Below are 23,229 nucleotides of genomic sequence, written 5' to 3' on the forward strand. Positions count from 1 at the left end.
CTGGTCCTGTACATATTTATCACTTGGCAAGGTAGCCCGCACCATCTGGCGAGACACCACCAATCGTCAAATTTGCTCAAGGTAATACTATGTTTTTTCTCTCTATACAACAGGATCGACCATGGAAAAAATAATTGATATGCGCAGCGATACGGTCACCAAACCGTCAGAGGAGATGCGCCGGGCGATGATGGACGCACCGGTGGGCGATGACGTATACGGGGATGACCCCACCGTCAACCGCCTCGAAGAGATGACCGCAGAACTGCTCGGATTTGAGGCGGCACTGTTCGCCCCAAGCGGCACCCAGGCAAACCTGGTTGGCATACTCTCCCATTGCGGACGGGGCGACGAATATCTGGTGGGACAACAGGCCCACACCTACCGGTACGAAGGAGGAGGAGCGGCGGTGTTCGGCTCCGTTCAACCGCAGCCGATAGAGTTTGAGCCGGATTCGACCCTCGATCTTGCCAAGGTCGCCGAAAAGATAAAACCGGACGATTTTCATTTTGCCAGGACCAGGCTTCTCTGTCTGGAAAATACCCAAAACGGTAAATGCCTGCCGCTTTCCTACCTTGCAGAAGCGAGGCAGTTTGCACATTCCCACAACCTTGCCCTTCACCTGGACGGGGCGAGGCTTCTCAACGCCGCAGTCAAGCAGCAGGTACCACCAACCCGGATCACCCGTCATTTCGATTCGGTCTCCCTCTGTCTCTCAAAGGGTCTCGGAGCCCCCGTAGGCTCCCTGCTCTGCGGCACCGGAGTTTTCATAGATGAAGCGAGGAAGTGGCGTAAAATGGCCGGAGGCGGCATGCGGCAGGCGGGAATTCTGGCCGCAGCCGGAATCTACGCCCTTGAAAACAATGTCGAGCGGCTTAGCGAGGATCACGATAACGCCAAGAGGCTCAGCGACGGGTTGCGGACCTTTGATGAATTGACGGTGGATGGCGATCCGCAGACCAATATGGTCTTTGTCAAGATAGCCCGGGAACGGGGTGACAACCTGGCAAATTTTCTCAGCGACCGGAATATCCTGGTCACACCCGGGGAAACAGTACGGCTGGTTACTCATCTGGGGATAGACGGGCAAGACATAGACCGGTTCCTGGAAACCGTCTCCAGTTTTTTCACCAGCTGCTAATCAGGATATGTCATGCACCTGCGGTCCCGGAGCTCACAGCACACACGGAGGCGACACCGTCACGGTCAAGTCTTTCAAAAAAACTTTCCACGACATCAACCATCCACGCCTGTTTTTTGGTGCAGTAGTCACATGACCAGAGCCAGTGGACGGTATGGTCAAAGAGCGGCCAGCTGGAGCTGGGCGCCCCGTGAAATGGCGGGCTGAGAATGGTGCGCAGCTCATCCATGGTGGGAAGACGCCAGCTGTCCCTGCCCTCCCAGGAACCGGCGTTGAGGTAATCGATATATTCCTGTGCCTGCCGCCAGTCGAGGGTGAACCCGGAGCCGCGCCGCTGCCAGTACAGGTCGGTTGTCCGCTCATGGGCGACCATGGGGCTGACAATTCTGAATTGCGGGACCGTATAGAATAAGGGGTGCAGCAGTACATCGAGATCGAGCACGGTGCGGACGTCCTTGTACATGACCCGCCGCCCCTCGCTTCGTACCCGCGCGGGAGCAGTTGTCCGGACCAGGAACTGGTCTGCCCTCTTCTTTGTCTGCGGCCAGTCAGGACAGGAGAGTTTTTCTGCCGCAAGCCGCATTTTCTGGCAGCTGGCGAAACGGTCATCGGGATTTCTCGCAATGGCCCTGAAAATAAATTCATCCCACTGTCCATCGACCTCACCGTTTATGGCTGACGGAAGAGGGATGTCCGGGGCGCGATAGTCAAAAAGCAGTCCTGTCAACATCCGGTAGGCCAGCACCCCCAGGCTATAGATATCGGCGCGTCCGTCCACAGTCCGTGGATTTTTTTCCTGCTCCGGGGCGGCATAATAGGGTGATCCCACCTGAATCCCCGGAATTGCCATTTTTTCCTCTCCCCTTACCCGGGAAAAACCGAAATCGATGATCTTGATCCTGTCGTCACTGGTGATCATCAGATTGTAGGGTTTAATATCACGGTGGATGATTCCTGCAAAATGAAGCCGCTCCAACCCTTCAAGGGTCTGCAGAATATACGACCTGGTTTTCGCGCCGCTTATCATCCGGGAAGGACTTTCCACTTTGTACGACTCTCCGATAAAGGCGCCGATGGAATGGGCAAAATACTCCATAACCGTAAACGGCTGCCCGTCATGCTCGTCGCAATCGAGGATCTTGGCCACATGTCCATGGGAAAGCCCGCCCATGATCCTGGCTTCTTCAATGAACATTTCCCGCAGCCTCTTTTTACCGACAAGATCTTCGAAGATATCATCTCTTGGCTGCAGGATCTTGAGGGCGACGAGCCGATTGGTGATCGGCGCCCTGGCCTTGTACACGCTGCTCATGCCGCCCCGTCCGAGCCGACCGACAATCTGGTATCTCCCTATGTACCTGCCTGAATGATCCATCTGCCCCCTACCTTGAACTCACCGATTGATCAAGCCAGCCGCAATGCATAAATATCTGGAAAACCAAGACCTCGGATCTTCTCCATTGTCCGCTTGAAGTCATACGTTACACACCGTACTTCAACCGTTGCATCATCGCTGTCCCAGACAATGTATTTGGCCCGGTTGTCATTGTCCCTTGGCTGCCCCACGCTGCCACAATTAACGATATACTTACTGTCCTGCCCAAGCGCTGTTATCCCCTCGGCAAGACCCTTCCTGGCCACCGCCGGAGGGCGCACCCCGACCAGCTGCAACCGGTGGGTATGGCCGACAAAAACCAGCCGCAACGGGAGTCGGTCAAAAAGTTTTACCAGGGTTTCGTCATCCTGCCGGTGCAGGTAGCGAAACACATTATCCTTAGGGAAACCGTGGACGAAGTGGGCTCCTGCAAATTCCAGAAAAGCCGGGAGGGTTCGGCAAAACCGAAGACTTTGGGCGGAAAGCAATTTTTGTGTTGCCCTGTTGTTTTCTGCAGCCAGAAAATTAAACCAGGCCCGGCCGCGATCATCGTTTAAGGCAAACTCATGATTTCCAAGAATACAGCGGTAGCCGCTGTCGCGGACCAGGGCAATTACCTTTTCCGGGTCCGGCCCATACCCGACCATATCCCCCAGACACACAACAGCAGCCGCCCTCTGACCGTCCAGATCACGCACCACCGCGGCAAGAGCCTCGTAGTTGCCATGGATATCGGACAGGACCGCAACCCTCATGCCTGTTCCCCTTTTTTGGCCTCCAGTTCGTCCCAGCGGCTGTACAACCGCTCCACTTCCCCCTGTGCCTGCTCAAGCTTTACCCAGCACTGTTCCAGCTCCGCCGCATCCGCCATCACTTCTGGCAGTTCCATCTGCCGCTGCAGCTCTTCAACTGTTGATTCGGCGTCGCTGATCCTGTCTTCTATCTGATCATACTCCCGCTGGTCCATATAGGAAAGCCGGCCAACAATCTTTTTGGCTTTAGGCTGCAGCTGCTCTTTTGTCTTATCCGCCGACTCATCATTTTTACGTTCCGGCTCAAGGTCGTCAATCCACTGCTCATAATCCGCATAATAGGCAACCCCGCCAGCCCCGCCGAAGCCGAGGATCCGGTGACACACGCGATCAAGAAGAAACCTGTCATGGGTTACCAGCACGAGCGCCCCCGGGAACTCGGTAAGACTCGCCTCCAGTACGTCAAGCGACGAGATGTCAAGATCGTTGGTGGGCTCGTCGAGCAGCAGGATATCCGCCGGTTGCCGCATCAGTGACGCGATCAGGATTCGCGCCTGCTCTCCCCCGGAAAGCTGTCCAACCGGAGTTTCGAGCTGATCGGGCCGAAACAGGAATTTTCTGGCCCAGGACACAACATGCAGCGACCTGTCCCTGAAGACAATCGAATCACCGTCCGGAGCAAGGGCCCGCCGCAGGGTAACATCCGGATCGATGGTCTCCCGGTTCTGCTCAAAACTGACCACACGAACCCCATCGGCCCCTGTCAAGGTTCCACTGTCAGGCGCAACGCCGGTCTTTTGGGCCACCCCTGCAAGGATCTTCATCAGGGTCGATTTGCCGCATCCGTTTCGCCCAAGAAGTCCCAGCCTGCTCCCAGGCGACAGGGTAATATCCAGCCCTGAGAACAGCGACTTGTCGCCATAAGCCTTCGACAGCTGTTTGGCCTCAAGGAGCTTCTTGGTTTTTCTCCCGGTAGCCGCAAAATCTATCTGCACATTTGCTAGCGCCCGGTTTCTCGCCTTGACCTCAGCCAGATCACCGGTCAGTTTGTGCGCCTCGTCTATCCGGTATTTGGCTTTTGTGCTTCTCGCCTTGGGGCCGCGCCGGAGCCATTCGATTTCCCGCCTCGCCTTGTTGGCGAGCCGCTCCTCCTGCTGCTGCTGGCCGGCAAGGAATTTCTCCCTGGCTTCGACAAATTTTGAATATGGGCCGTCCACCTGAAAGATTCCCTCCGGGTAGACCGCCGACAGCTCGATGATACGATTGGTGCAGTTTTCAAGAAAACGCCGATCATGGCTTACCAGAAGATAGGAGCAGGCTGACTTCTGCTGCTCAAGCATTTTCTCAAGCCAGAGAATGCCCTCGATATCGAGATGATTTGTCGGTTCGTCCATCACCAGGATATCGGGCTCGGTCAGCATCATCCTGCAGATCGCCAGCCGTTTTCGCCAGCCCCCGGAGAGAACACCGACCTTTACCGCCGGATCAACAAATCCCGCCCGGCTGAGAAGAGATTGAATTCTGCTGTACTTCTCCACATCTTCGATGGGTTCTTTCTTCAGCGGTTCAAGCAGATTGTCAAATATCGTCGAATCATCGTCAAACAGATCATCCTGGGCCAGATAACTTTTACGGACAAACTTCTGGCAAACGACCTCCCCCCCGTCCGGCTCCTCGAGATCGCAGACTATTTTCAACAGAGTTGATTTACCCGACCCGTTAGGGCCTATTACCCCGATCCGATCTCTCAGGTGAACGGTGAAATTGATGTCCGCAAACAACTTCTGGGCACCAAAGGACTTGGACAGAGACTTACAGGTTAGAAGATTTGACATAAAGATACTTTCACTTTCCGTTAACTTATGAAGCCTGATCAAAAGTTTATTATTCAGTTTTAACAATCAGTTACACAGGAGGTCACGACTCATGTGCCTGCACTTTATAGTTGAATATTTCATCACTTGCGAGTATAAACTTATAAATTTTATCGGCTTCAGACAGATAAAACCACATACTGGAGACAGGATACCTTCTGTCTTTCGGTTAAACAACAGTTTTGGATTTTAATAATGGACGAAAGGCTCCATATAATAATAGCAGGCGAAAAAGGAAAGATTCTCGCACTTTTGTGCAACAGGAAAAAACTCTATCTCTGGAGCGCAGCCGGCGGGGCAATTCTGCTTTTTCTCGTCCTGGCGAGCTTGTTCTCGTTCTCTTTCTACACCAAGTATCACAACACCTCGCAACTGCTGGCTGAAATCAACCGGCAGACCAGGACGCAGGACAGCATTATAGAAGACCTCAACCTCAAGGTCGCCGCCCTTGAGACCGACAAGGAAAACCTCAAAGCGGAATTTGAAACGGAAAAAGAGCTGCTCATGACCAACGCCGTGAGCGAGCTCACCGAACGAAGCGAACTTATCGAGCGTATTGTCGGATCAATCGGCGTCAAATTGCCGGAATATACAAAAAATTCCGATAAAAACAGTGGCGGGCCCTTTATCGCCGAAAGCTGGGAAGAAACGGACGACCTGCTGTTCAAGGCCGACAAATACGTCAATGCAATCCGCTACCTGCCGATTGGCAGACCTGTGAGCGGCTCAATCTCCTCCCGTTTTGGCAAACGCAGAGATCCACTCAACAGCCGGACATCCTTCCACGAAGGGATCGACTTCAGGGGAAGACTTGGCGAAAAAATCTACGCCACTGCCGACGGCACCGTAAAAAAGGCTTTCCGTAACGGCAGCTACGGCAAGCATGTGCTGATCAATCACGGCAACGGTTATACGACTTCATTTTCCCATATGCACAAAATCCTGGTAAAAAAAGGGGATAAAGTAAAACGCGGCCAGGTTGTCGGCCTTGTCGGCAACAGCGGAAGATCCACCGGCCCTCACCTGCACTACGAAATCACCTTGAACGGCAAGCCGATCAATCCCTACAAGTACCTGAAGGTTGCAAGACTACTTAAAGTAACCAGCAAAAAGACCCATTTTAAGTACAATTGACAATCGACAGCCAACACTCTAAGCCTTACGCCTCAAAGCAGATTACAGACGGATCGGAGAATTATCATGGGGATGTTTTCAAAAACAGCCGACGCAGAACAGCAGATGAAACAGGTCGAAGGTGAAGCCATATCTTCAATTATCGATAAAAGCATGACCATTACGGGAGAAATTTCCTTTAAGGGAAAAGCGCGGATCGACGGCACGATCAACGGTAACATAGAGGGTGAACACCTCATCCTGAGCGAAACCGGGAAAGTAACCGGAGATTTATCGGTCTCTTCCCTGAACTGTTATGGCTCGGTTGAAGGCAATATCAAGGCGGACATGCTGATCGCAAGAAAGCAATGTTCCATGGTCGGTAAATTCGTTGTCGGCAGTTTGACGGTAGAACCCGGTGCAGCAATTGAAGGAGAAATCAAGGCGGCAGTTCAGGGCAACAACCTCTCCGCAAAACTTCTGGCGACCACCTCAGATAAATCCGAACCTGAATGATACGCATCAGGTCCAGTTCACGATCGTTAATGACGCGCATGTCCAGACATCAACACCCCCAGGTGGTCAACCTGTTAAAATGCCCCTACTGCGGCAATGAGACCAGTTTTTTTGAAATTTCCGACGATGTGATAACAACCACCCACTACGTCCAGAATCAGGACGGCAGCTTCACCATCGAAAACAGAAGCTCCCAGTCGCTGGGAGATGTCAAACTTTTCTGCGGTAACTGTGAGGAAGATCTCAGTTCGTTTCACCAACGTTTTTCGGAGATGATCTTTTGAAGGAGTGTCCTGTAATCATCAGAGATAACGGAACCTTTCAAGAAAATTTTTGCCAGTTGACCAGAGATGATATCGTATGCGGCAGGATCAGGCTACGGTATGGCGAAGAAACGATACTGACCCGCCTCACCGAACTCGGTGTCAGGTTCATCCCGTCCGCAGCCTGCCAGCTGGCGAGCCGGTCCAAGGTCCTCCAGGCTCGTATTTTCAAGAAATTTTTGCCGGAACACACGACAGCTGTCTACAACAGACACGATCTCCTCTCAACAATATCGCTGTTCAACAAACACGGCATAGGCCGTGTGGTACTGAAACAGGACTGCAAAGACGGCGGCCTGGGCGTTCACCTTTTTGAGGATATCGAATCACTCTACAACCGGGCAAGCTTCGACCGCTTCGACTATCCGTTCGTCGTCCAGCCTTTTATTGACCACAGCAGGGATGTGAGGGTGATAATCCTCGGCGAATACCTGGAAGCCTACGAAAGGATAAACAACCATAATTTCAGGAGAAATCTTCACTGCGGAGGATCCGCGTCAAGCTTTGTTCTCAACAACGAGCAGCTGGCATTCTGCCGGTCAGTGCTGGCTCACGGGGGGTTTCCCTACGGTCATCTCGATCTGCTGATAACTAAGGACAGCACTAGGATGATGGAAATAAATCTTCGGGGGGGACTGCGGGGAGCCAGGCTTACCGGGAAAGAGTACGAGCATAAAATCGACCAGATACATGAACGGATGCTCCAGCAACACCTGGCTGACATGAACACAGCGATAAAATAAAGAAAGGGGCCGCCCCATCCAGGACAGACCCCTTTTTACAGCTAAGTAAGATCGCGCAGATTATACACAACCTGTCGGCTTGGGAAGACCAGCCATCTTACATGCTCCCTTACCCGGTCCGGACGGGAACAGTTCATAAATTCTCTTCAGCGGAAAACCGGTGGTTTTAGAAAGAATACGTACCATCGGAGCGATTCCGTTTTTCTTGTAGTATTCCTGCAGCGCGTCGATGACTTTCTGATGTTCGTCGGTCATCTCAGTGATGCCTTCAACACCTTTAACGTAATCGACCCAGTCCTGGTTGAAGTCATCGCCTTTGAGCAGGAATCCATCCTCATCCACTTCAAAGCTACTTCCATTGTGTTCAATTGTTGGCATTGCAACCTCCTTATAATATTTTTTTATAGCTTTCGCCGTTCTATAATCCAGAAGCTAACTAGGGCTTATTACTATAGGCAAAACGTTTTGTCAAGAGAATGACAAATCATTCATTGAATAAACCTTCGACCCAATATCACGAGATAAAGCAGTAAATTCAAAAAGATACAAACCATTTCCTTTTTCACCCCTCGGTCGCTTCAAGTCGTAAGGTCAACAACATAGCTACTCATCAGCTGAAAGTAAAGCACTAATCAACAAAACTAAAGAATAAAATAACTAAAACTGCGGCTTTTCCAGCCGGTTTCGCGATAGCACGGGGATAGGCAAGACCGCGCGGGCGACTCTGACAATGGTCGTGCCGGATTTTTCCTTGCAGTGCGACAGAAGAAAGAGTAAATCGAACTGATTGCTTTTAAAAGATCAAATCAGGTAGTGCAGGACCGAAATTTTTCATGAACCATCCGTGTCAAGGCATTTCTGCGGTATACTGCCGATAAAGCGGCAAGCAACGGAAACCAAACAACCATAACAGCCCAATACTCAATTCCATGCTTCAGTTTCTCAGAAAAAAAGCTCAATCCACCATTATCCAAATCATTGTCGTCGTCATTGCCCTGGTCTTTATTTTCTGGGGGGTAGGAACCAACCTCAGAGGTGACCGGCAGTCAGCGCTGAAAATCAACGATGAAGAAATATCATTTCAGGAATTCCAACGTGCTTATGACCGCGCTTATGAACAGATGAGCAACCAGTTCGGCGGCAATATTCCCAAAGGGTTGGCCGAAGCTCTCAATATCAAGCAGCAGGTGATCAACCAGCTGATCCAGACCAGTCTGCTCAGGCAGGGAGCTGCGGCCATGGGAATCCATGTCAGCGACGAAGAGGTTCGGCTGGCCATTGAGGATATGGTGCAGTTTCAGGACGACGGCCGGTTTTCCATTGAAAAATACAAGACAGTGCTGGCAGCCAACAGAATGGCTCCTACCAAGTTTGAAGCGTCAATGAAAGTCGATCGTCTGTCGCAGATGGCTTCAAGAGAAGTCGCCAATTTTGTCGCCATTGCGACCGACTTCGAAATTGAAGATCTCTACAGCAGGATCAACGAGAAAATCGACCTGCAGTATATCACGGTGGAACCGTCACGTTTTGAGGATAAAGTCGAAATCAACGATACCCTTTTGACCGACTGGTTCGCTACGGTAAAGGATAACTACAAGACCGAGCCTCAGATAAAACTGAAATACCTTACCTTTACCTACGACACCATCGGCCGGAAAATTGAGGTTGAGGATGCCAAGGTCGAAGAATATTACCGGGCCAACCTGAACGACTTCAAGGTCGCCGAACAGAGAAGAGCCCGCCACATCATCTTCCAGGCCGGCCCCGACGATTCCAAACAAGTTCACCAGGAGAAGAAACAGGAGGCAGAGGCTATCCTCAAACGGGCAAAAGACGGTGAGGATTTCGCCGAGCTTGCCGCAGGTTTCTCCGAAGGTCCATCCAGGCAGACCGGCGGAGACCTTGGATTTTTTACCAAAGAGAGCATGGTTCCACCCTTTAGCGATGCAGTTTTCTCTCTTGCCCCCGGGCAGATAAGCGATGTGGTTAAGACCCAGTTCGGCTATCACGTCATAAAACTTGAGGAAATCAAGCCTGCGGCCACCAAACCACTTGCAGCGGTGAAAGAGCAGATAGTCGCAATCCTGCAGCAAAAAGAGGCCCAGCGTTTCGCCTTCCAACTGGCAAACAGTGCCTACGAAGGTATAATAGGCGCCGGAAGTCTTGATAAATATGGCGAAAACAACAAGGATGCCGAAATCAAGGAGAGTGATTTTTTCGCCAGGGAAAACAGTCCCGATCAACTCGGGAAAGACCCCAAGTTTCTCCAGCAGATCTTCGCCCTCAATAAATCTGAACTGAGCTCGCTGGTGAAAGGAGATACGGGCTACGGTATTTTCTTCATAGAGGACATGATCGAGCCGACGATTCCTGAATTCAAGGTTATCAAAGACACACTTGCCAAGGATTTTCGCGTCGCTGAATCGAAAAACCTTGCAAAAGCGGAAGCTGACAAACTCCTTGAACAGTTAAAAAACGGAAAAGAGCTGGCCGTTATCGGCACCGAGAACAATTATGAGGTTCACGATTCAGGGCCGCTTACCCAAAATGGGCAAAACAACGAAAGCGAATTCCCGGAGTCCTTGATCAACAACGGATTTCTGCTGTCGTCAACCTCCCCATACCCAGATACTCCGGGAATGGTCGACGACACGTACTACGTTTACCTGCTCAGCGGCAGAGAACTCCCGAAAATGAAGGAAGACGAGGATGACGCTGAACGAATCAGACAGGTCCTGCTGCAATACAAGAGACAGCAGCTTCTGACAGCCTGGCTGCAAAACCTTGAAGCAAAAGCGCAAATAACGCGCCACGCGAGTCTGTGACCGACAAAGTGCGTCATTGCTTGCTGTTGCAGGTGCCGGTTGTTTTCATGACCCGGCACCTGTTTTCATTCAGGGGTTACGACCTTATCAGATAACCGGTAAGCCTGTTCTGATTTTTAACGCATCGACACAACCTGGCGTTGCGGAAAAGTCCTGATGCCCATACAGGTTACATGTTGATCATGTCAGCGAAAAATGTCCTGGAGGTCGTATCGCCCCGCCATCTTCCGAACAATTGTCCGAATCGTTCTCATATTTTCGCCTTTCGTCTCTAACGGTTGCGACAATTACCGCCAATGTTATTGCGAACACTGTCATTTTGCAGGATATAACGGCAGATTTTGATTCTCTTACCATGGCAACAATGCTATAATGGCAGGTTCAATTTTCACTGGGAGCGAAACAGGTTTTCATTCTACAGATAGGTGCCATCTGTACTTTTCAATTTTCCAAGGGTTATGCAGAAAAACTCACCACTACTTGAACAATTTCTTAAACTTTCTCCGTTTGAACAAACGCTACTCAAATTTCTTTCAATCACCTACGAGCCCGCGCATACCGCTCTCATAGTTAATTGTCTCAGGAAACTCGACCTGAAAAACCCCAGGGGCAACAAACCGACTTCGGCCAACCTGGCCCACTATTTTACCAAATTCGAGCAGCTGGGGTTACTGACCAAGGAACGGCAGTGTGCCGACGAAATAATAGAACCTTTAAGTAAAATTGCGGTGAAGGACGGTTCTTACGCCATCTATGCCACCACAATCCAGGACGAGGCGCCGGTTTCCTACTATTACGGGAAATGGACGACCCGCTGCTGGCGGGCTGTCCGCGAAATGCGCATCGGTATCTACACCCAGCAATTCGACCTGATCGATGATGCGTCGGAATTCCTGGAAAGCCAGTGCGGCGAACTGCTGACCCCGCCCCCGCCAGCGATCAGGGTTATGACCCGGCCGTTTGATCCCGAGTGGTTTGGTTGTCTGCCCACCTCATTTCAGTTCTACATGCTCAGCCTCGTCCTCCAATATGGCAGGGATACCCTTACAAACTATGGTGACATTATAGATTATCTCGCCTGCGAGAAAAATTTTTCACACCTGACAATCGACGAGCAGCTGCCGTTTAAAAGGCTGCTGTTCCATGAGCTGCTGTTTCGCGCAAGAATAGAGGAGGCCGAGAACCTTATCTGGGCCCAGCCTGAACTTTTCAGCGGCACCGGTGCCCAGGGTACAATCGATTTTCTTTCCGGCAAAAGCGACAAGGCTCTCGATTGTTATGTGCAGGACCTGGAATTCCTGCAAAAATACAGCAAGGACGAGAAAGTTGCTTTTTTCGGGCCCAGCGGACTTTTCTACATCCTGGCCCTAATACAGAAGAGGGAAAAGGATGATTTTTACGATATCGCCCACGCCATATCCATCGCCCTGTCCCAATTCCATGGCGCCCGGGAAAATAATTCCTACAATTACCTGGCAACCGTAATAAACTCCCATATCAGCCAGAACGGCCAAGGAGAGGAAATCCATCTGCCGGACAAGACAACTCCAGATGCGCTCACGGTGACCTTCTGCGCAATCTGCCAGTACTGGCTCAACAGCGGCCTCACCGCCGATGTGGAGGAGCAGGTTATTAGCCTTTACAATCGGGCCGAGCAGCAGGGATTCATACTTATCGGTGCCATTCTCAGTGAAATCTTACGCGCTACAAAACACGACAACGCAATTGATCTGAGACAGGGGCAGAAAGTGGGTGAAGGGGCCGGAATCATCCCTCTTCTTGAAATTCTCGAACCAGAGGAGCCATGGAAAAGAAGCCTTAAGGCCTTGATTTTTGCAACCGCCGGAGGCGGCGAGGTGGAGCAGCAGAACATAAGGCTGGCATGGATGGTCTCTGTGGGCAGGGATGAAATTGCGATCTCGCCCAAGGAACAGAAACTTTCGACTGAAGGCGACTGGTCCAAGGGACGGCCGATTTCATTGTCAAGACTCTACCAGAACAGCAGGTTCACCTACCTGACTTCCCAGGACAGAAGGGTCTGCGCCACCATCAAGAAGAGTCACAACCCCACCACCAACTCGGTGAGCTACGACTTCATAATGGACAAGGCTCTTGTCGCCCTTATAGGTCACCCTCACCTATACCTGGCCGAATCTCCGGGAACGCCGGTGGAGTTTGTCCCGGGCGAGCCCGAGCTCCTGGTCGAAGAGCGCGGGCAAAACCTTCGTATCCGCTTTGCCCACCCAATCTCAAGCAAGAACATCAACTTCCACGTGGAAACCCCGACCCGGGTAAAAATTATCAGCATCAACGACAACCACCGCAGGATAGCCCAGATTACCGGCCAAAAAGGTATAACCGTGCCCATGTCGGCAAGCGAGGAGGTACTGACCGCCATTGGCAACATCTCATCGTTCATGACCGTTCACTCGGCCATAGCCGCCGACAGTACCAGTGAAAAGGCCGGGAATATCACCTTCGTGGAAGCAGACTCAACCATCTATATGCACCTGCTCCCGTACGGCACTGGATTTCGCCTGGAAATGTTCGTCAAACCTTTCGCCCAGGGAGGACACTACCTCAAGCCCGGGCAGGGCGTTGAAAACATCATGGCCGAGGTCAACGGCAGGAGGCTGCAGACCAAGAGAAACCTCGCGCTGGAAGAAGAGAAGGCAAGAGACATCGAAGAGCTGTGCCCCATTCTCGACCTGGCAATAGATATGGAGCAGGAAAACGACCGGGAGTGGCATCTTTTCGACCCGGACGACTGTCTCCAGGCTCTGCTGGAGCTGCAGGAAATCAGGGACAAGGTCAAGATAGAATGGCCGGAGGGGGAAAAACTCTCCATCACCCATACCTCGTCGGTGGAAAACCTCAACCTCAAGATCAGGACCAACCGGCAGAACTGGTTCGCTATGAGCGGCGAGCTCAAGCTTGACCAGGGCAAAGTAATCGAGCTCAAGGAGCTCCTTGCCAAGGTCAAGACCTCTTCCGGTCGTTTTATCGAAATCGGGGACGGGCAGTTTATCGCCCTTACCCAGGAGTTCAAAAAGCGCCTGGATGAGATCAATCTTTTTTCAGACGGGTTGGAAAAAGACGACAGCAACGAAGTCACGATCCACCCCCTGGCCGCCATTCAGCTTGAAAAAATCGCCAACCGGGCAAGAACCGACGCCGACTTCGGCTGGAAAGGCCAGATCCGCAAAATCAGTGAAGCCCAGGAGTACAAGCCTGAGTTGCCCTCCACCCTGATGGCGGAGCTCCGTCACTACCAGAGGGAAGGGTATGAATGGCTTGCCAGGCTGGCTTATTGGGGCGTCGGGGGATGCCTTGCCGACGATATGGGTCTTGGCAAGACGCTGCAGTCCCTTGCTATCATCCTGAACCTGGCGTCAAGAGGTCCTTCCCTGGTGGTGGCTCCCACCTCTGTTTCAACCAACTGGCAGACGGAAGTAAAGCGCTTCACCCCCACCATCAATATAAAATTTTTTTCCGGCCAGGACCGGGCCCAGGTTATAAATGAGCTTGGGAAATTTGACCTGCTCATCACCACCTACACCCTGCTGCAGCAGGAAAGCGAACTCCTTTCCACGGTAAAATGGCAGACAGTGATACTCGACGAGGCCCAGGCAATCAAGAACTCGGCCACCAAACGCAGCCAGGCCGCCATGGCCCTCAATGCCGAGTTTAAACTTATCACCACAGGAACCCCGATTGAAAACCATCTCGGCGAGTTGTGGAACCTGTTCCATTTTATCAATCCGGGGCTGCTCGGCTCCCTTGCTTCATTCAACGAGCGCTTTGCCATACCGATTGAAAAATTTCAGGACAGGGACGCCAAGCTCAAGCTGAAAAAACTGATCCGCCCATTCATACTCAGACGTATCAAGTCCCAGGTTCTTGAAGAACTTCCCTCCCGGACAGAAGTGACCCTCGAAGTGGAAATGAGCGATGAAGAGAGTCTCTTTTACGAGGCGCTACGGCAAAACGCGATCAGCACCCTGGAAAATTCAAAAGACAAGAAAGGCCGTCACCTGCAGATCCTGACCGAAATCATGAGGCTCAGGCAGGCGTGCTGCAATGCCCGGCTGATAGACAACAACAGCAGCATAGCGAGCTCTAAACTGCGGGTATTCGCATCGGTTGTCGAAGAACTTCTCGACAGCAACCACAAAGCCCTTGTGTTCAGCCAGTTTATCGGCCACCTCTCCATCATCCGCGAATATCTCGACAAGCAAGGCATACATTACCAGTACCTTGACGGCACCACCTCCTCGAAACAGAGGAAGAAGAGGGTGGACGCCTTTCAGGAAGGCGACGGGGATCTCTTTCTGATAAGCCTCAAAGCGGGTGGTCTGGGGCTGAACCTGACAGCCGCCGACTATGTCATCCATATGGATCCGTGGTGGAACCCGGCCATTGAAGACCAGGCATCGGACCGGGCTCACCGCATTGGCCAGACCAGGCCGGTGACCATTTACAGGCTTGTGTGCAAACACACTATTGAGGAAAAAATAGTCAAACTGCATCAGGAAAAGCGAGATCTTGCGGGCAGCCTTCTCGAAGGCGCCGACATCAGCGCCAAGATGACGTCGACGGACCTTCTCGATCTGATAAAAGCGAGCTGACAGCAAGTCCGGATTACGGGCGATTGAGCTTGGTGAGGATAAGGCCGAAAAAATCGCTTGTTGCGCCGATGTAGTACCAACCGAGATGCTCCTTGCATTGGCGGCAGACGGCAAATTGCCAGAGATATCCGGCGAACCAGGTGAACTCCTTGGTGGGTTCGCCGAACACCTGACAACCGGGGGCCTGGCGAAACGCCCCCAGTTCAAAAACGATTCCGGCAGGATTAAAGTAGGTGTGGCTGTGCGAGCCATCAATTGCGATGGCGTGTTTTTCCGCCGTTATGGTATAGCCGCACACCTTGCAGGTAATGGTCCTTTCCGGGTCGCTTCTGGTTTTATCAAGCACCTTCGCGTCGGGCCGTCCGGTTTTCCTGAAGTCACTGGTCCGAAAACAATAGATGGTTTCAAGTACATTATTTACCGGGATCACCACTGTAATAATCCACTACCGCTGCAATCATATCAGGAATAGTATATCGTTCGGGCTGGACATCTACTTCAAGTCCGCTATCGGTAACCGTCTTGGCCGTTATCGGCCCGATTGCCGCTATTTTCACGCCGGCAAGCAGTTGCCGAATCTCCTGCTTCGACTTGACTCCCAGCATTTTGAGGAAATTCCGAACAGTTGACGAGCTGGTAAAGGTTATCATATCCACGTTGCCGGCGCGAAGTTCACTGCACATGGTTTCCTTGTCGTCTTCTGCCGGACAATTTACATAGACAGGCGCCACCGTTACCTGAGCTCCGGCTCCGCGCAGGTTTTCCGGAAGGATTTCCCTGCCCTCCCTGGCCCGTGGGATCAGGATATTGCGCCCTTCGACCCCCTGGTCCAGCAGGCTTTCGGCCAGCCCTTCGCCGGTGAAGGTACTGGGGATGAGATCAGCATGAACCCCGTATTGCAACAACAGGTCGGCGGTGGCTTTTCCCACCGTGGCAATGGAAGGCCCTTTCAGGTCCCTTGCGTCCATTCCTCTGGCATAGAGGCGTTCAAAGAAATACTTGACGCCGTTAAGCGACGTAAACAAAATCCAGTGGTATTCATGAATCCGGTCGAGTTCCTCATCAAGGACCTCGTAAGAATCAACCGGCTTGATGTTTATAGTCGAATACTCGAGACAGTTTGCCCCGTACTCCTCGAGCCCGGCAACAAGATCGCTCGCCTGCGCCCGGGTTCGGGTAACAAGGATACGCTTGGTAAAAAGCGGTCTCTTTTCATACCAGTCTATGGTCTCGCGCAGCTTGACCACTTCTCCTACTATGATCAGGGCGGGCGGTTTTATTCCCGACTCGCTGACGACATCGTTTATAGTGTCAAGCGTTCCGACGACAGAGCGCTGGTCGGGAGTGGACGCCCACCGAACAACAGCCACCGGAGTTTTCGGGTCGCGGCCATATCGGATCAGTTTGTCGACAATTATCGGCAAATTTTTAATCCCCATATAGACCACCAGGGTCCCCGCTCCTGTCGCCAGCTTTTGCCAGTCAATATTCGAGGTCTTCTTGGCAGGATCTTCATGGCCGGTAATAAAAGCCACCGAGGCCGTATAGTCTCTGTGTGTGATCGGTATCCCGGCATAGGTGGCCGCCGCCGTGGCAGACGTGACTCCCGGGACCACTTCAAAGTCGATTTTGGCGGTGTGAAGGGTTTCTAGCTCCTCTCCGCCCCTGCCGAAGATAAACGGATCCCCCCCCTTCAGTCTCACCACCATTTTGCCAAGCTGTGCCTGATCAACCAGAATCTGGTTGATCTCTTCCTGGGTATAGGTATGTTTTACGCCGCCTTTTTTACCAACGTAGATAAGTTCAGCAGTCGACGGCACATGTTTGAGCAACTTCCTGTTGGCCAGGTAATCATAGACGACCACCTCGGCCCGCTCCAGCAGTCTTTTGCCACGCACTGTTATAAGACCTGGATCTCCAGGACCGGCTCCAACCAGATATACCTTTCCGGGCTTCTTCATTTTTATTCCTTAATCTTAACCACAAATATTCACTACAAACCGCAGGAAAACAGACTGGTCCCTGCGGCGTTTAGTTTGTCATGGGTTATACCATATTCCGTGCAACTGACAAGAGTGGTGCACTATTACACGAAAAAAAGGGGCCTTCCCAGAAGTGAGAAAGTCCCCTTTTAATTCCGATAATTATTTTTAAGATTACACAACTCTTGGAAAAAATTAGAGTTCTTTCATTATTGAGTCGGTTACTTCGCCAATGGATGCAGAACCGTCGACGGAAATTACTTTCGGTCCGTCGGTATTCTTGAAGTAATTTACCGCAGCCATGGTTCCGGTCTCTTCATCATAATAGATGTTATGACGCTTGTTGATCGCGTCTTCGTCCTGGTCGTCCGGCCTGGTCTTCAGGTCGCCGCCACAGACACGACAGACGAGTTTTCCGTCTTTTTCTTCCGGCTTGATCGCCTCAAAAGCAATGTGGTTGGGATGATTGTTGTCATTGACGCAGAGACGACGCCCCATGATGCGATCTTTTGCGATCTGCCGGTCAAGAACGATCTCTATCACGTAATCAAGAGCCAACCCTTCTTTTTCCAGCGTTTTGGCAAGGGTGATCGCCTGATCTTTTGATCGGGGAAATCCGTCGAGAATCCAGCCGTCCTTGCAGTCGTCTTTCTGCAGACGGGCGACCATCATCGGAATGGTGATGTCGTCGGGTACCAGGTCGCCCCTTTCGATAAACTCTTTGGCTTTCATTCCGAGCTCGGTTCCGCCACCGATATGCTCACGGAAAATTGCTCCCGATTCGATATGGGGAATATTGTATTTTTTCTGTACGATGGCGCCTTGAGTTCCTTTACCACTTCCGTTCGGTCCGAAAAACAGAATGTTTTTTCCCATGATTTCAATCTCCTTTTAAACGTTAAAATATGAACTTCACGATCTGTATAATCCGAAAACACTATTTTTTTATAGCGAGTAAAGAAGCCCCGTTTTGAAATTGACAACTGCCTGGGGCAAAACCCAAACCTTCGCGAAAACGCCGAGGGGATCACAAACAGGTTACTATAGACCAATTTGGACAATCGGGCCATAAAAATATCTCCGCATAGATTTTGACTTTCACCCTGAAAGCGGTTACTTTCTGGGGCATTGTAGCGTTTTTTCGTCCATGGCAGCGAGGACGCAAAAGGTTTACCGACGGATGCAGCAAGGGCTTGCTTTTTCTTTTACAATCCATCGGAAGCACAACAACTAAACATTGAATCGAGTCACCACTATGAAAGAGATACGGGTTGGAATTATTGGATTTGGTACAGTTGGCCAGGGATTGGCAAAGGCCATGTTGGCTCAACGGGAACGGTTGCAGCAAAGGACAGGAATCGACTTCGTGCTCGCGACCGTGGCGGATATCGCCGTCACCAGCCTGCCCGACGAGTTCGGGCAAGTAACTCTTACCAACAACGCCGAAGATATATTCAACGACCCCACCATCGATATCGTGGCGGAACTGATCGGCGGCATGGAACCGGCCAGATCCTTTCTGCTCAAAGCCATGGAAAAGGGCAAACATGTTGTCACCGCCAACAAGGCGCTCCTTTCCGTTCACGGCAAGGAAATTTTTGCAGCCGCCGCAAAAAACAATGTGGAAGTAGGGTTTGAAGCGAGTGTCGGAGGCGGTATTCCTGTAATAAAAGCGCTCAAGGAAGGGCTGGTCGCCAACAGGATCAATTACATCAAGGGAATCATGAACGGCACCGCCAACTATATCCTGACCCAGATGACCGACCACGGCACCCCTTTTGCCGAGGTACTCAAGGAAGCCCAGGAACTCGGATTTGCCGAGGCGGATCCGACCTATGATATTGAAGGGATTGACACCGCCCACAAGCTTGCCATACTGATGACCATCGCCTACGGACTCAACGTCCACCTCGACGATGTGAGCGTGGAGGGGATCTCTTCCATCGAACCGATCGACATCGAATTCGCCAGGCGTTTCGGCTATCGCATCAAACTGCTCGCCATAAGCCGCAACCACGGCGAAAGCGTCGAGGCCCGGGTCCACCCCACCATGGTCCCCGAGGGTCATATGCTGGCCACAATCAACGGGGCCTTTAACGGCATCCAGCTCCGGGGAGATACCGTGGGAGATGTACTCCTGTATGGCCAGGGCGCAGGAATGATGCCCACCGGCAGCGCTGTTGCTGCAGATGTGGTCGATATCGGCAGGAACATCGCCAACGGATCGGTAAACCGCGTTCCCGCATTGTCCTACCTGCCGGAAAACATCGGCGAACCGACCATAACCCCCATGGAACAGCTCCAGTGCCCCTATTATTTCAGGATCACGGCGCTGGATAAACCAGGTGTTCTTTCGGTGATTACCGGAATTTTCGGCAAGCACAACATCTCCATTCGCTCGATGATGCAGCAGGGCCATGACAGTAACGAGCCGGTACATATTGTGTTCAGGACTCACCTGGCGCAGGAAGGCTCCGTTGAAAAAGCAATTGGTGAAATAAACGCGCTTGATATCTGCACCGCCCCTACTGTCAAGATAAGACTTCTGATATCAGAATAGGAAACATCATGAAATACCTCATTCTTGTCGGCGACGGCATGGGGGACTATCCGATCGAGGAAATTGGCGGACTGACTCCTCTTGCTAAAGCTCATATTCCGACCATTGACCGGCTTTGCGAAAGAGGAGAGCTGTTCCTCAACCGGACAATCCCCGAAGGCTACCCACCCGGCAGCGACGTGGCGAACATGTCGCTTATGGGATACGACCCGGCGGCTTACTACACCGGCCGGGCACCGCTCGAAGCGGCCGCCATGGGCATCCGGCTCGCTCCCGATGAAATCGCATTTCGCTGCAACATGGTGACCCTGGATAAGCAGACTGAAGACCGGGTGGTGATGACCGATTTCAGTGCCGGACATATCACCAGCGAGGAGTCGCGCCAGCTGATCGAGGATCTTGAGAACCATTGCTCGTCCGAGGCTTTTCATTTCAAGGCCGGAGTCAGCTACAGGAACCTGGTCGTATACAAAGGACAACATCCAGGTTTTGCCCCCGTACCTCCCCACGATTTTATAGAGCGGGATGTCACATCCCATTACCAGGCATATTTCAACGACCCGGAGTGGAGAAAGGTTCTCACCGGAGCACAAGAACTGCTCGCCGCCCACCCGGTCAACCTCAAACGTATTGACGAAGGGAAGAATCCTGCCAACTTCATCTGGCTCTGGGGAGAAGGCAAAATGGCATCCGCCCCGACGCTTGGCCAAAGGTTCGGTATTACCGGGTCGATGATCAGTGCCGTCGACCTCCTGAAAGGTCTCGGGGTGCTGGCCGGCATTACGGCGCTGAACATCCCTGGCGCAACCGGCTATATCGACACCAACTACGACGGCAAGGCCCAGGGAGCGATCGACGCCTTGAAAAACGAGGACTTTGTCTTCGTCCATCTGGAAGGCCCGGATGAAGCGGGGCACAAGGGTTCGCTCGTCGACAAGATCCAGGCAATAGAGGATTTTGACGGCAGGATTGTCCGCCCGATCATCGATTTCCTCCACGAGAGTAAAGAAGATTTCCGGGTGGTGGTAACCATGGACCATTTCACCCCCCTGGCGCTGCGCACCCATGCCTCCGATCCGGTGCCGACGATTCTATACGATTCGCGCGAAAATATTGCAGGGTCGGGAAAAACCTTCAGCGAAGAAAACTGCCGGCAGCTGCAGGATCTTTCTGGTGAAGAGATAATGCAGGGACACACCCTTATCGAGAAACTGCTGCAACAGAGGCAATAACGACATGGCGGAACATTCTTTTACTACCACAGTGCGCGTTCTCTACGGCGATACCGATGCCGCAGGAGTCGTCTATAACGCCAACTATCTCCGATATTTTGAAAAAGGAAGAACCGAGTTGATGCGGGAATGGATATGCACCTACAGCGACATAGAGAAAATGGGCTTCATTCTTCCCGTCACCGAGTGCTGGGCACGGTACAAGGCCCCGGCAAAATACGACGACCTGCTCACGATCGAGACGTCAATCTCCGAACTGTCCAAGTACAAGTGCAAATTCGCCTACAGAATAGTGAGGGAAGACAGAGAAAACAACCGGACCCAGCTGCTTGTCAAGGGCTATACCGTTCATGTGGCGACAACGACTGACGGCAAACTCACCAGATTGCCCGAGGTTATCATTTCTCAGATGGCACAATTTGCTGCAAAACCTGAAAAGATGAATTCAAAGGCCAAATAGTCATTGACATTATTTTCAACGGGTGTATAGTGCCTGAACCTATCGCGGGGTGGAGCAGTTTGGTAGCTCGTCGGGCTCATAACCCGAAGGTCGGGGGTTCAAATCCCTCCCCCGCTACCAAGATATTTCAAGGACTTACGGATTGATTGCCGTAAGTCCTTTTTTCATTGGTCTTACGATGATGCTACGCTCGAATGTCAGGCGCAATCGGGCTTTCAGGCTGATACATGATTTGGCCTGGTTATTTGTGTTGCTGTTGAATCGATATTTCAATTCTAAAAGAGTATTTCACCAGTATCTACCCTCGACTTTGTGAGCGATGTGAACCATACACTGATAATACGTAGTGACATTACTTGTATCGACCTTCAGCGGACGATATAGCTCACATTGACTGCCCGGCAGTAAACATTCTATTAAACAAGCTTTGACCATCTTGCCTGGTGCCTATGTTGCTGCTTGGAAATCAGCATCATGGCACCCTTAAATAATAAATTGAATTCAAAAGGATCTATTCATGCGGAGACAGTTAACCGGCATCTTTGCCTTTATTATGACAGCAGTGTTGGTAAGAATACATTATTACAGCAAGCTTCGACCATCATGTCGAAGGAGCGCTTTTGATAAATAGAACTGATCTTATCAATAGTTGGCCTCTAGCTTGTCATGCTGCTATTGAAATCATAAGATTCCCTCAGCTGAAACAGTTCCGACCTGGCCCGGTTTGCGTGGATAAACGGGATACGAACAGCAAGAGACCTGCTGTGATAAAATTGCCTTCTACAAGCTGCTGTGACGATTTGTCAGCTGACCATGCCGTACAGCATCATAGGGCCCCAGGGAGATCACGTATCAACACTACCCACATCAGAGATTGATGCCAGAGCTGGTATCTGAATCTCAATATTTTTTTTGATTACCACCAATCTTCAGCAAGCGATAAATTGTGCTGAGGAATCGGTGATGATTTACAAGCGTGATAAACGAGATTTTCAATCATCAGCTCTAATTTAAAACGTCGATTAAACCTGTAACAGAATTCAGCGAGATAACGAGGCAAATGCCTGTGGTCAATACCATGATAAGTGGCTCTGATAGAGTTTTTCAGGTTGCCGATTATGATATTGAGCCAGTTAAACAGTTTTTTGCTTTTCTTGTCGGTACCTCCACCAGTGATAAACGCCCAATGATAGTGTCCAGCAAGATCGAGACTCCTGAAACAGGCAAGTCCATCTGTAAACACTGCACGTTTTGGAGCAAGATGCTTTTCCGACCAGCGCTTAATCTCGTCAGAAGAAAACCCAGCGACTCTACTAAATCGAATATGACGGGGGTACCCCTTAGTATCTCTGCTGAGAGCCGCGATCATAGGCGTCTTACCTGCAGCGCCTCGCCCTCGTTTACATCCGTGCCGTTTGCCTCCCCAGTAAGCGTCATCAATCTGGACAAGGCCAAAGAGAGGCTGGACGTCATCGGCTTGTTTCATGACCATTTGGAGTTTGTGTTTCATCCTTATAGCTGCATTGAAGGAAATTCCGAGGTATCTGCTCATAGGCAAAGCAGCCATACCTTCTTTTGATTGAGTCATGAAAAATATTGCTAAAAACCAGACAGTTAGAGGTAACTTAGATGATGTGAAGATAGTATTGGTTATGAGAGAATGCTGGTGTCTACACTGGCGGCACTGAAATACACGACGTGTCTG

18 protein-coding genes and 1 tRNA gene are annotated in these 23,229 nt (G+C 51.4%); 11 read left to right on the plus strand and 8 right to left on the minus strand.

Annotated features, from left to right (window positions below):
• Positions 1-121 precede the first annotated feature (121 nt).
• Complete coding sequence (gene ltaE, locus BLQ17_RS02080) at positions 122-1,141, plus strand: low-specificity L-threonine aldolase (RefSeq protein ID WP_092219272.1); 1,020 nt, start codon at positions 122-124, stop codon at positions 1,139-1,141.
• A 10-nt stretch (positions 1,142-1,151) separates the two neighbouring features.
• Here ltaE and BLQ17_RS02085 read toward each other — a convergent pair whose 3' ends face one another.
• From BLQ17_RS02085 to BLQ17_RS02095, 3 genes are read right to left on the minus strand one after another with little or no spacing between them, the layout of a single operon-like run.
• Complete coding sequence (locus BLQ17_RS02085) at positions 1,152-2,516, minus strand: protein kinase domain-containing protein (RefSeq protein ID WP_092219274.1); 1,365 nt, start codon at positions 2,514-2,516, stop codon at positions 1,152-1,154.
• A 29-nt stretch (positions 2,517-2,545) separates the two neighbouring features.
• Complete coding sequence (locus BLQ17_RS02090) at positions 2,546-3,271, minus strand: metallophosphoesterase family protein (RefSeq protein WP_092219276.1); 726 nt, start codon at positions 3,269-3,271, stop codon at positions 2,546-2,548.
• Positions 3,268-5,103, minus strand: a complete 1,836-nt coding sequence (locus tag BLQ17_RS02095) for an ABC-F family ATP-binding cassette domain-containing protein (protein WP_176761037.1) — start codon at positions 5,101-5,103, stop codon at positions 3,268-3,270. The genes BLQ17_RS02090 and BLQ17_RS02095 overlap by 4 nt, the downstream gene beginning before the upstream one ends.
• Before the next feature lie 234 nt (positions 5,104-5,337).
• Between BLQ17_RS02095 and BLQ17_RS23360 the strand changes: the two genes are divergently transcribed.
• From BLQ17_RS23360 to BLQ17_RS02115, 4 genes are all read left to right on the plus strand, one after another.
• Positions 5,338-6,276, plus strand: coding sequence for a M23 family metallopeptidase (locus BLQ17_RS23360; RefSeq protein WP_092219278.1), 939 nt, complete (start codon positions 5,338-5,340; stop codon positions 6,274-6,276).
• Positions 6,277-6,342: 66 nt separating this feature from the next.
• On the plus strand, positions 6,343-6,771 hold the full coding sequence (locus tag BLQ17_RS02105) for a bactofilin family protein (protein WP_245694943.1): 429 nt from the start codon (positions 6,343-6,345) through the stop codon (positions 6,769-6,771).
• Positions 6,772-6,809: 38 nt separating this feature from the next.
• Positions 6,810-7,055 carry a hypothetical protein gene (locus tag BLQ17_RS02110; protein ID WP_176761038.1) on the plus strand — a complete coding sequence of 82 codons (246 nt, stop codon included), beginning with the start codon at positions 6,810-6,812 and terminating at the stop codon, positions 7,053-7,055.
• The gene (locus tag BLQ17_RS02115; protein WP_092219282.1) at positions 7,052-7,837 is read left to right on the plus strand and encodes an ATP-grasp domain-containing protein; all 786 of its coding nucleotides are present in this window, start codon (positions 7,052-7,054) and stop codon (positions 7,835-7,837) included. Before BLQ17_RS02110 ends, BLQ17_RS02115 begins: the two co-directional genes overlap by 4 nt.
• 60 nt (positions 7,838-7,897) lie before the next feature.
• On the opposite strand, the gene BLQ17_RS02120 is transcribed toward BLQ17_RS02115, so the two are convergent.
• Positions 7,898-8,215 (minus strand): TusE/DsrC/DsvC family sulfur relay protein, encoded by a 318-nt coding sequence (locus BLQ17_RS02120; RefSeq protein ID WP_092219284.1) that lies wholly within the window; start codon positions 8,213-8,215, stop codon positions 7,898-7,900.
• A gap of 551 nt (positions 8,216-8,766) precedes the next feature.
• Between BLQ17_RS02120 and BLQ17_RS02125 the strand changes: the two genes are divergently transcribed.
• A complete protein-coding gene (locus BLQ17_RS02125) occupies positions 8,767-10,662 on the plus strand; it encodes a SurA N-terminal domain-containing protein (protein ID WP_092219286.1) in 1,896 nt (631 codons plus the stop codon).
• Positions 10,663-11,120: 458 nt separating this feature from the next.
• Complete coding sequence (locus BLQ17_RS02130; protein WP_092219288.1) at positions 11,121-15,290, plus strand: DEAD/DEAH box helicase; 4,170 nt, start codon at positions 11,121-11,123, stop codon at positions 15,288-15,290.
• 13 nt (positions 15,291-15,303) lie between these two features.
• On the opposite strand, the gene BLQ17_RS02135 is transcribed toward BLQ17_RS02130, so the two are convergent.
• The 3 genes from BLQ17_RS02135 to BLQ17_RS02145 form a co-directional block, all read right to left on the minus strand.
• Complete coding sequence (locus BLQ17_RS02135) at positions 15,304-15,723, minus strand: cereblon family protein (protein WP_092219290.1); 420 nt, start codon at positions 15,721-15,723, stop codon at positions 15,304-15,306.
• Positions 15,704-17,251 carry a uroporphyrinogen-III C-methyltransferase gene (gene cobA, locus BLQ17_RS02140; protein WP_092219292.1) on the minus strand — a complete coding sequence of 516 codons (1,548 nt, stop codon included), beginning with the start codon at positions 17,249-17,251 and terminating at the stop codon, positions 15,704-15,706. The genes BLQ17_RS02135 and cobA overlap by 20 nt, the downstream gene beginning before the upstream one ends.
• A gap of 216 nt (positions 17,252-17,467) precedes the next feature.
• Positions 17,468-18,148 (minus strand): adenylate kinase, encoded by a 681-nt coding sequence (locus tag BLQ17_RS02145; protein ID WP_092219294.1) that lies wholly within the window; start codon positions 18,146-18,148, stop codon positions 17,468-17,470.
• 379 nt (positions 18,149-18,527) lie between these two features.
• Between BLQ17_RS02145 and BLQ17_RS02150 the strand changes: the two genes are divergently transcribed.
• The 4 genes from BLQ17_RS02150 (at position 18,528) to BLQ17_RS02165 (ending at position 21,644) form a co-directional block, all read left to right on the plus strand.
• Positions 18,528-19,832 carry a homoserine dehydrogenase gene (locus tag BLQ17_RS02150; protein ID WP_092219296.1) on the plus strand — a complete coding sequence of 435 codons (1,305 nt, stop codon included), beginning with the start codon at positions 18,528-18,530 and terminating at the stop codon, positions 19,830-19,832.
• Positions 19,833-19,840: 8 nt separating this feature from the next.
• Positions 19,841-21,064, plus strand: coding sequence for a cofactor-independent phosphoglycerate mutase (locus BLQ17_RS02155; protein ID WP_092219298.1), 1,224 nt, complete (start codon positions 19,841-19,843; stop codon positions 21,062-21,064).
• 4 nt (positions 21,065-21,068) lie between these two features.
• Positions 21,069-21,524 carry an acyl-CoA thioesterase gene (locus BLQ17_RS02160; RefSeq protein ID WP_092219300.1) on the plus strand — a complete coding sequence of 152 codons (456 nt, stop codon included), beginning with the start codon at positions 21,069-21,071 and terminating at the stop codon, positions 21,522-21,524.
• 43 nt (positions 21,525-21,567) lie between these two features.
• Positions 21,568-21,644, plus strand: a tRNA-Met gene (locus BLQ17_RS02165).
• A 796-nt stretch (positions 21,645-22,440) separates the two neighbouring features.
• Here the strand turns inward: BLQ17_RS02165 and BLQ17_RS02170 are convergent.
• On the minus strand, positions 22,441-23,229 hold a 789-nt coding region (locus BLQ17_RS02170), incomplete at its 5' end, for an IS1595 family transposase (RefSeq protein WP_143005414.1).

Source organism: Desulforhopalus singaporensis, from assembly GCF_900104445.1.
Taxonomy (GTDB): domain Bacteria; phylum Desulfobacterota; class Desulfobulbia; order Desulfobulbales; family Desulfocapsaceae; genus Desulforhopalus_A; species Desulforhopalus_A singaporensis.

Bases quoted from the DNA above. Each gene is read 5' to 3' on its own strand.
- BLQ17_RS02095 (WP_176761037.1), bottom strand. From the start codon at position 5,103: ATGTCAAATCTTCTAACCTGTAAGTCTCTGTCCAAGTCCTTTGGTGCC.
- BLQ17_RS02090 (WP_092219276.1), bottom strand. From the start codon at position 3,271: ATGAGGGTTGCGGTCCTGTCCGATATCCATGGCAACTACGAGGCTCTT.
- BLQ17_RS02160 (WP_092219300.1), top strand. From the start codon at position 21,069: ATGGCGGAACATTCTTTTACTACCACAGTGCGCGTTCTCTACGGCGAT.
- BLQ17_RS02150 (WP_092219296.1), top strand. From the start codon at position 18,528: ATGAAAGAGATACGGGTTGGAATTATTGGATTTGGTACAGTTGGCCAG.
- BLQ17_RS02120 (WP_092219284.1), bottom strand. From the start codon at position 8,215: ATGCCAACAATTGAACACAATGGAAGTAGCTTTGAAGTGGATGAGGAT.
- BLQ17_RS02125 (WP_092219286.1), top strand. From the start codon at position 8,767: ATGCTTCAGTTTCTCAGAAAAAAAGCTCAATCCACCATTATCCAAATC.
- ltaE (WP_092219272.1), top strand. From the start codon at position 122: ATGGAAAAAATAATTGATATGCGCAGCGATACGGTCACCAAACCGTCA.
- BLQ17_RS23360 (WP_092219278.1), top strand. From the start codon at position 5,338: ATGGACGAAAGGCTCCATATAATAATAGCAGGCGAAAAAGGAAAGATT.
- BLQ17_RS02155 (WP_092219298.1), top strand. From the start codon at position 19,841: ATGAAATACCTCATTCTTGTCGGCGACGGCATGGGGGACTATCCGATC.
- BLQ17_RS02145 (WP_092219294.1), bottom strand. From the start codon at position 18,148: ATGGGAAAAAACATTCTGTTTTTCGGACCGAACGGAAGTGGTAAAGGA.
- BLQ17_RS02130 (WP_092219288.1), top strand. From the start codon at position 11,121: ATGCAGAAAAACTCACCACTACTTGAACAATTTCTTAAACTTTCTCCG.
- cobA (WP_092219292.1), bottom strand. From the start codon at position 17,251: ATGAAGAAGCCCGGAAAGGTATATCTGGTTGGAGCCGGTCCTGGAGAT.
- BLQ17_RS02110 (WP_176761038.1), top strand. From the start codon at position 6,810: ATGTCCAGACATCAACACCCCCAGGTGGTCAACCTGTTAAAATGCCCC.
- BLQ17_RS02085 (WP_092219274.1), bottom strand. From the start codon at position 2,516: ATGGATCATTCAGGCAGGTACATAGGGAGATACCAGATTGTCGGTCGG.
- BLQ17_RS02105 (WP_245694943.1), top strand. From the start codon at position 6,343: ATGGGGATGTTTTCAAAAACAGCCGACGCAGAACAGCAGATGAAACAG.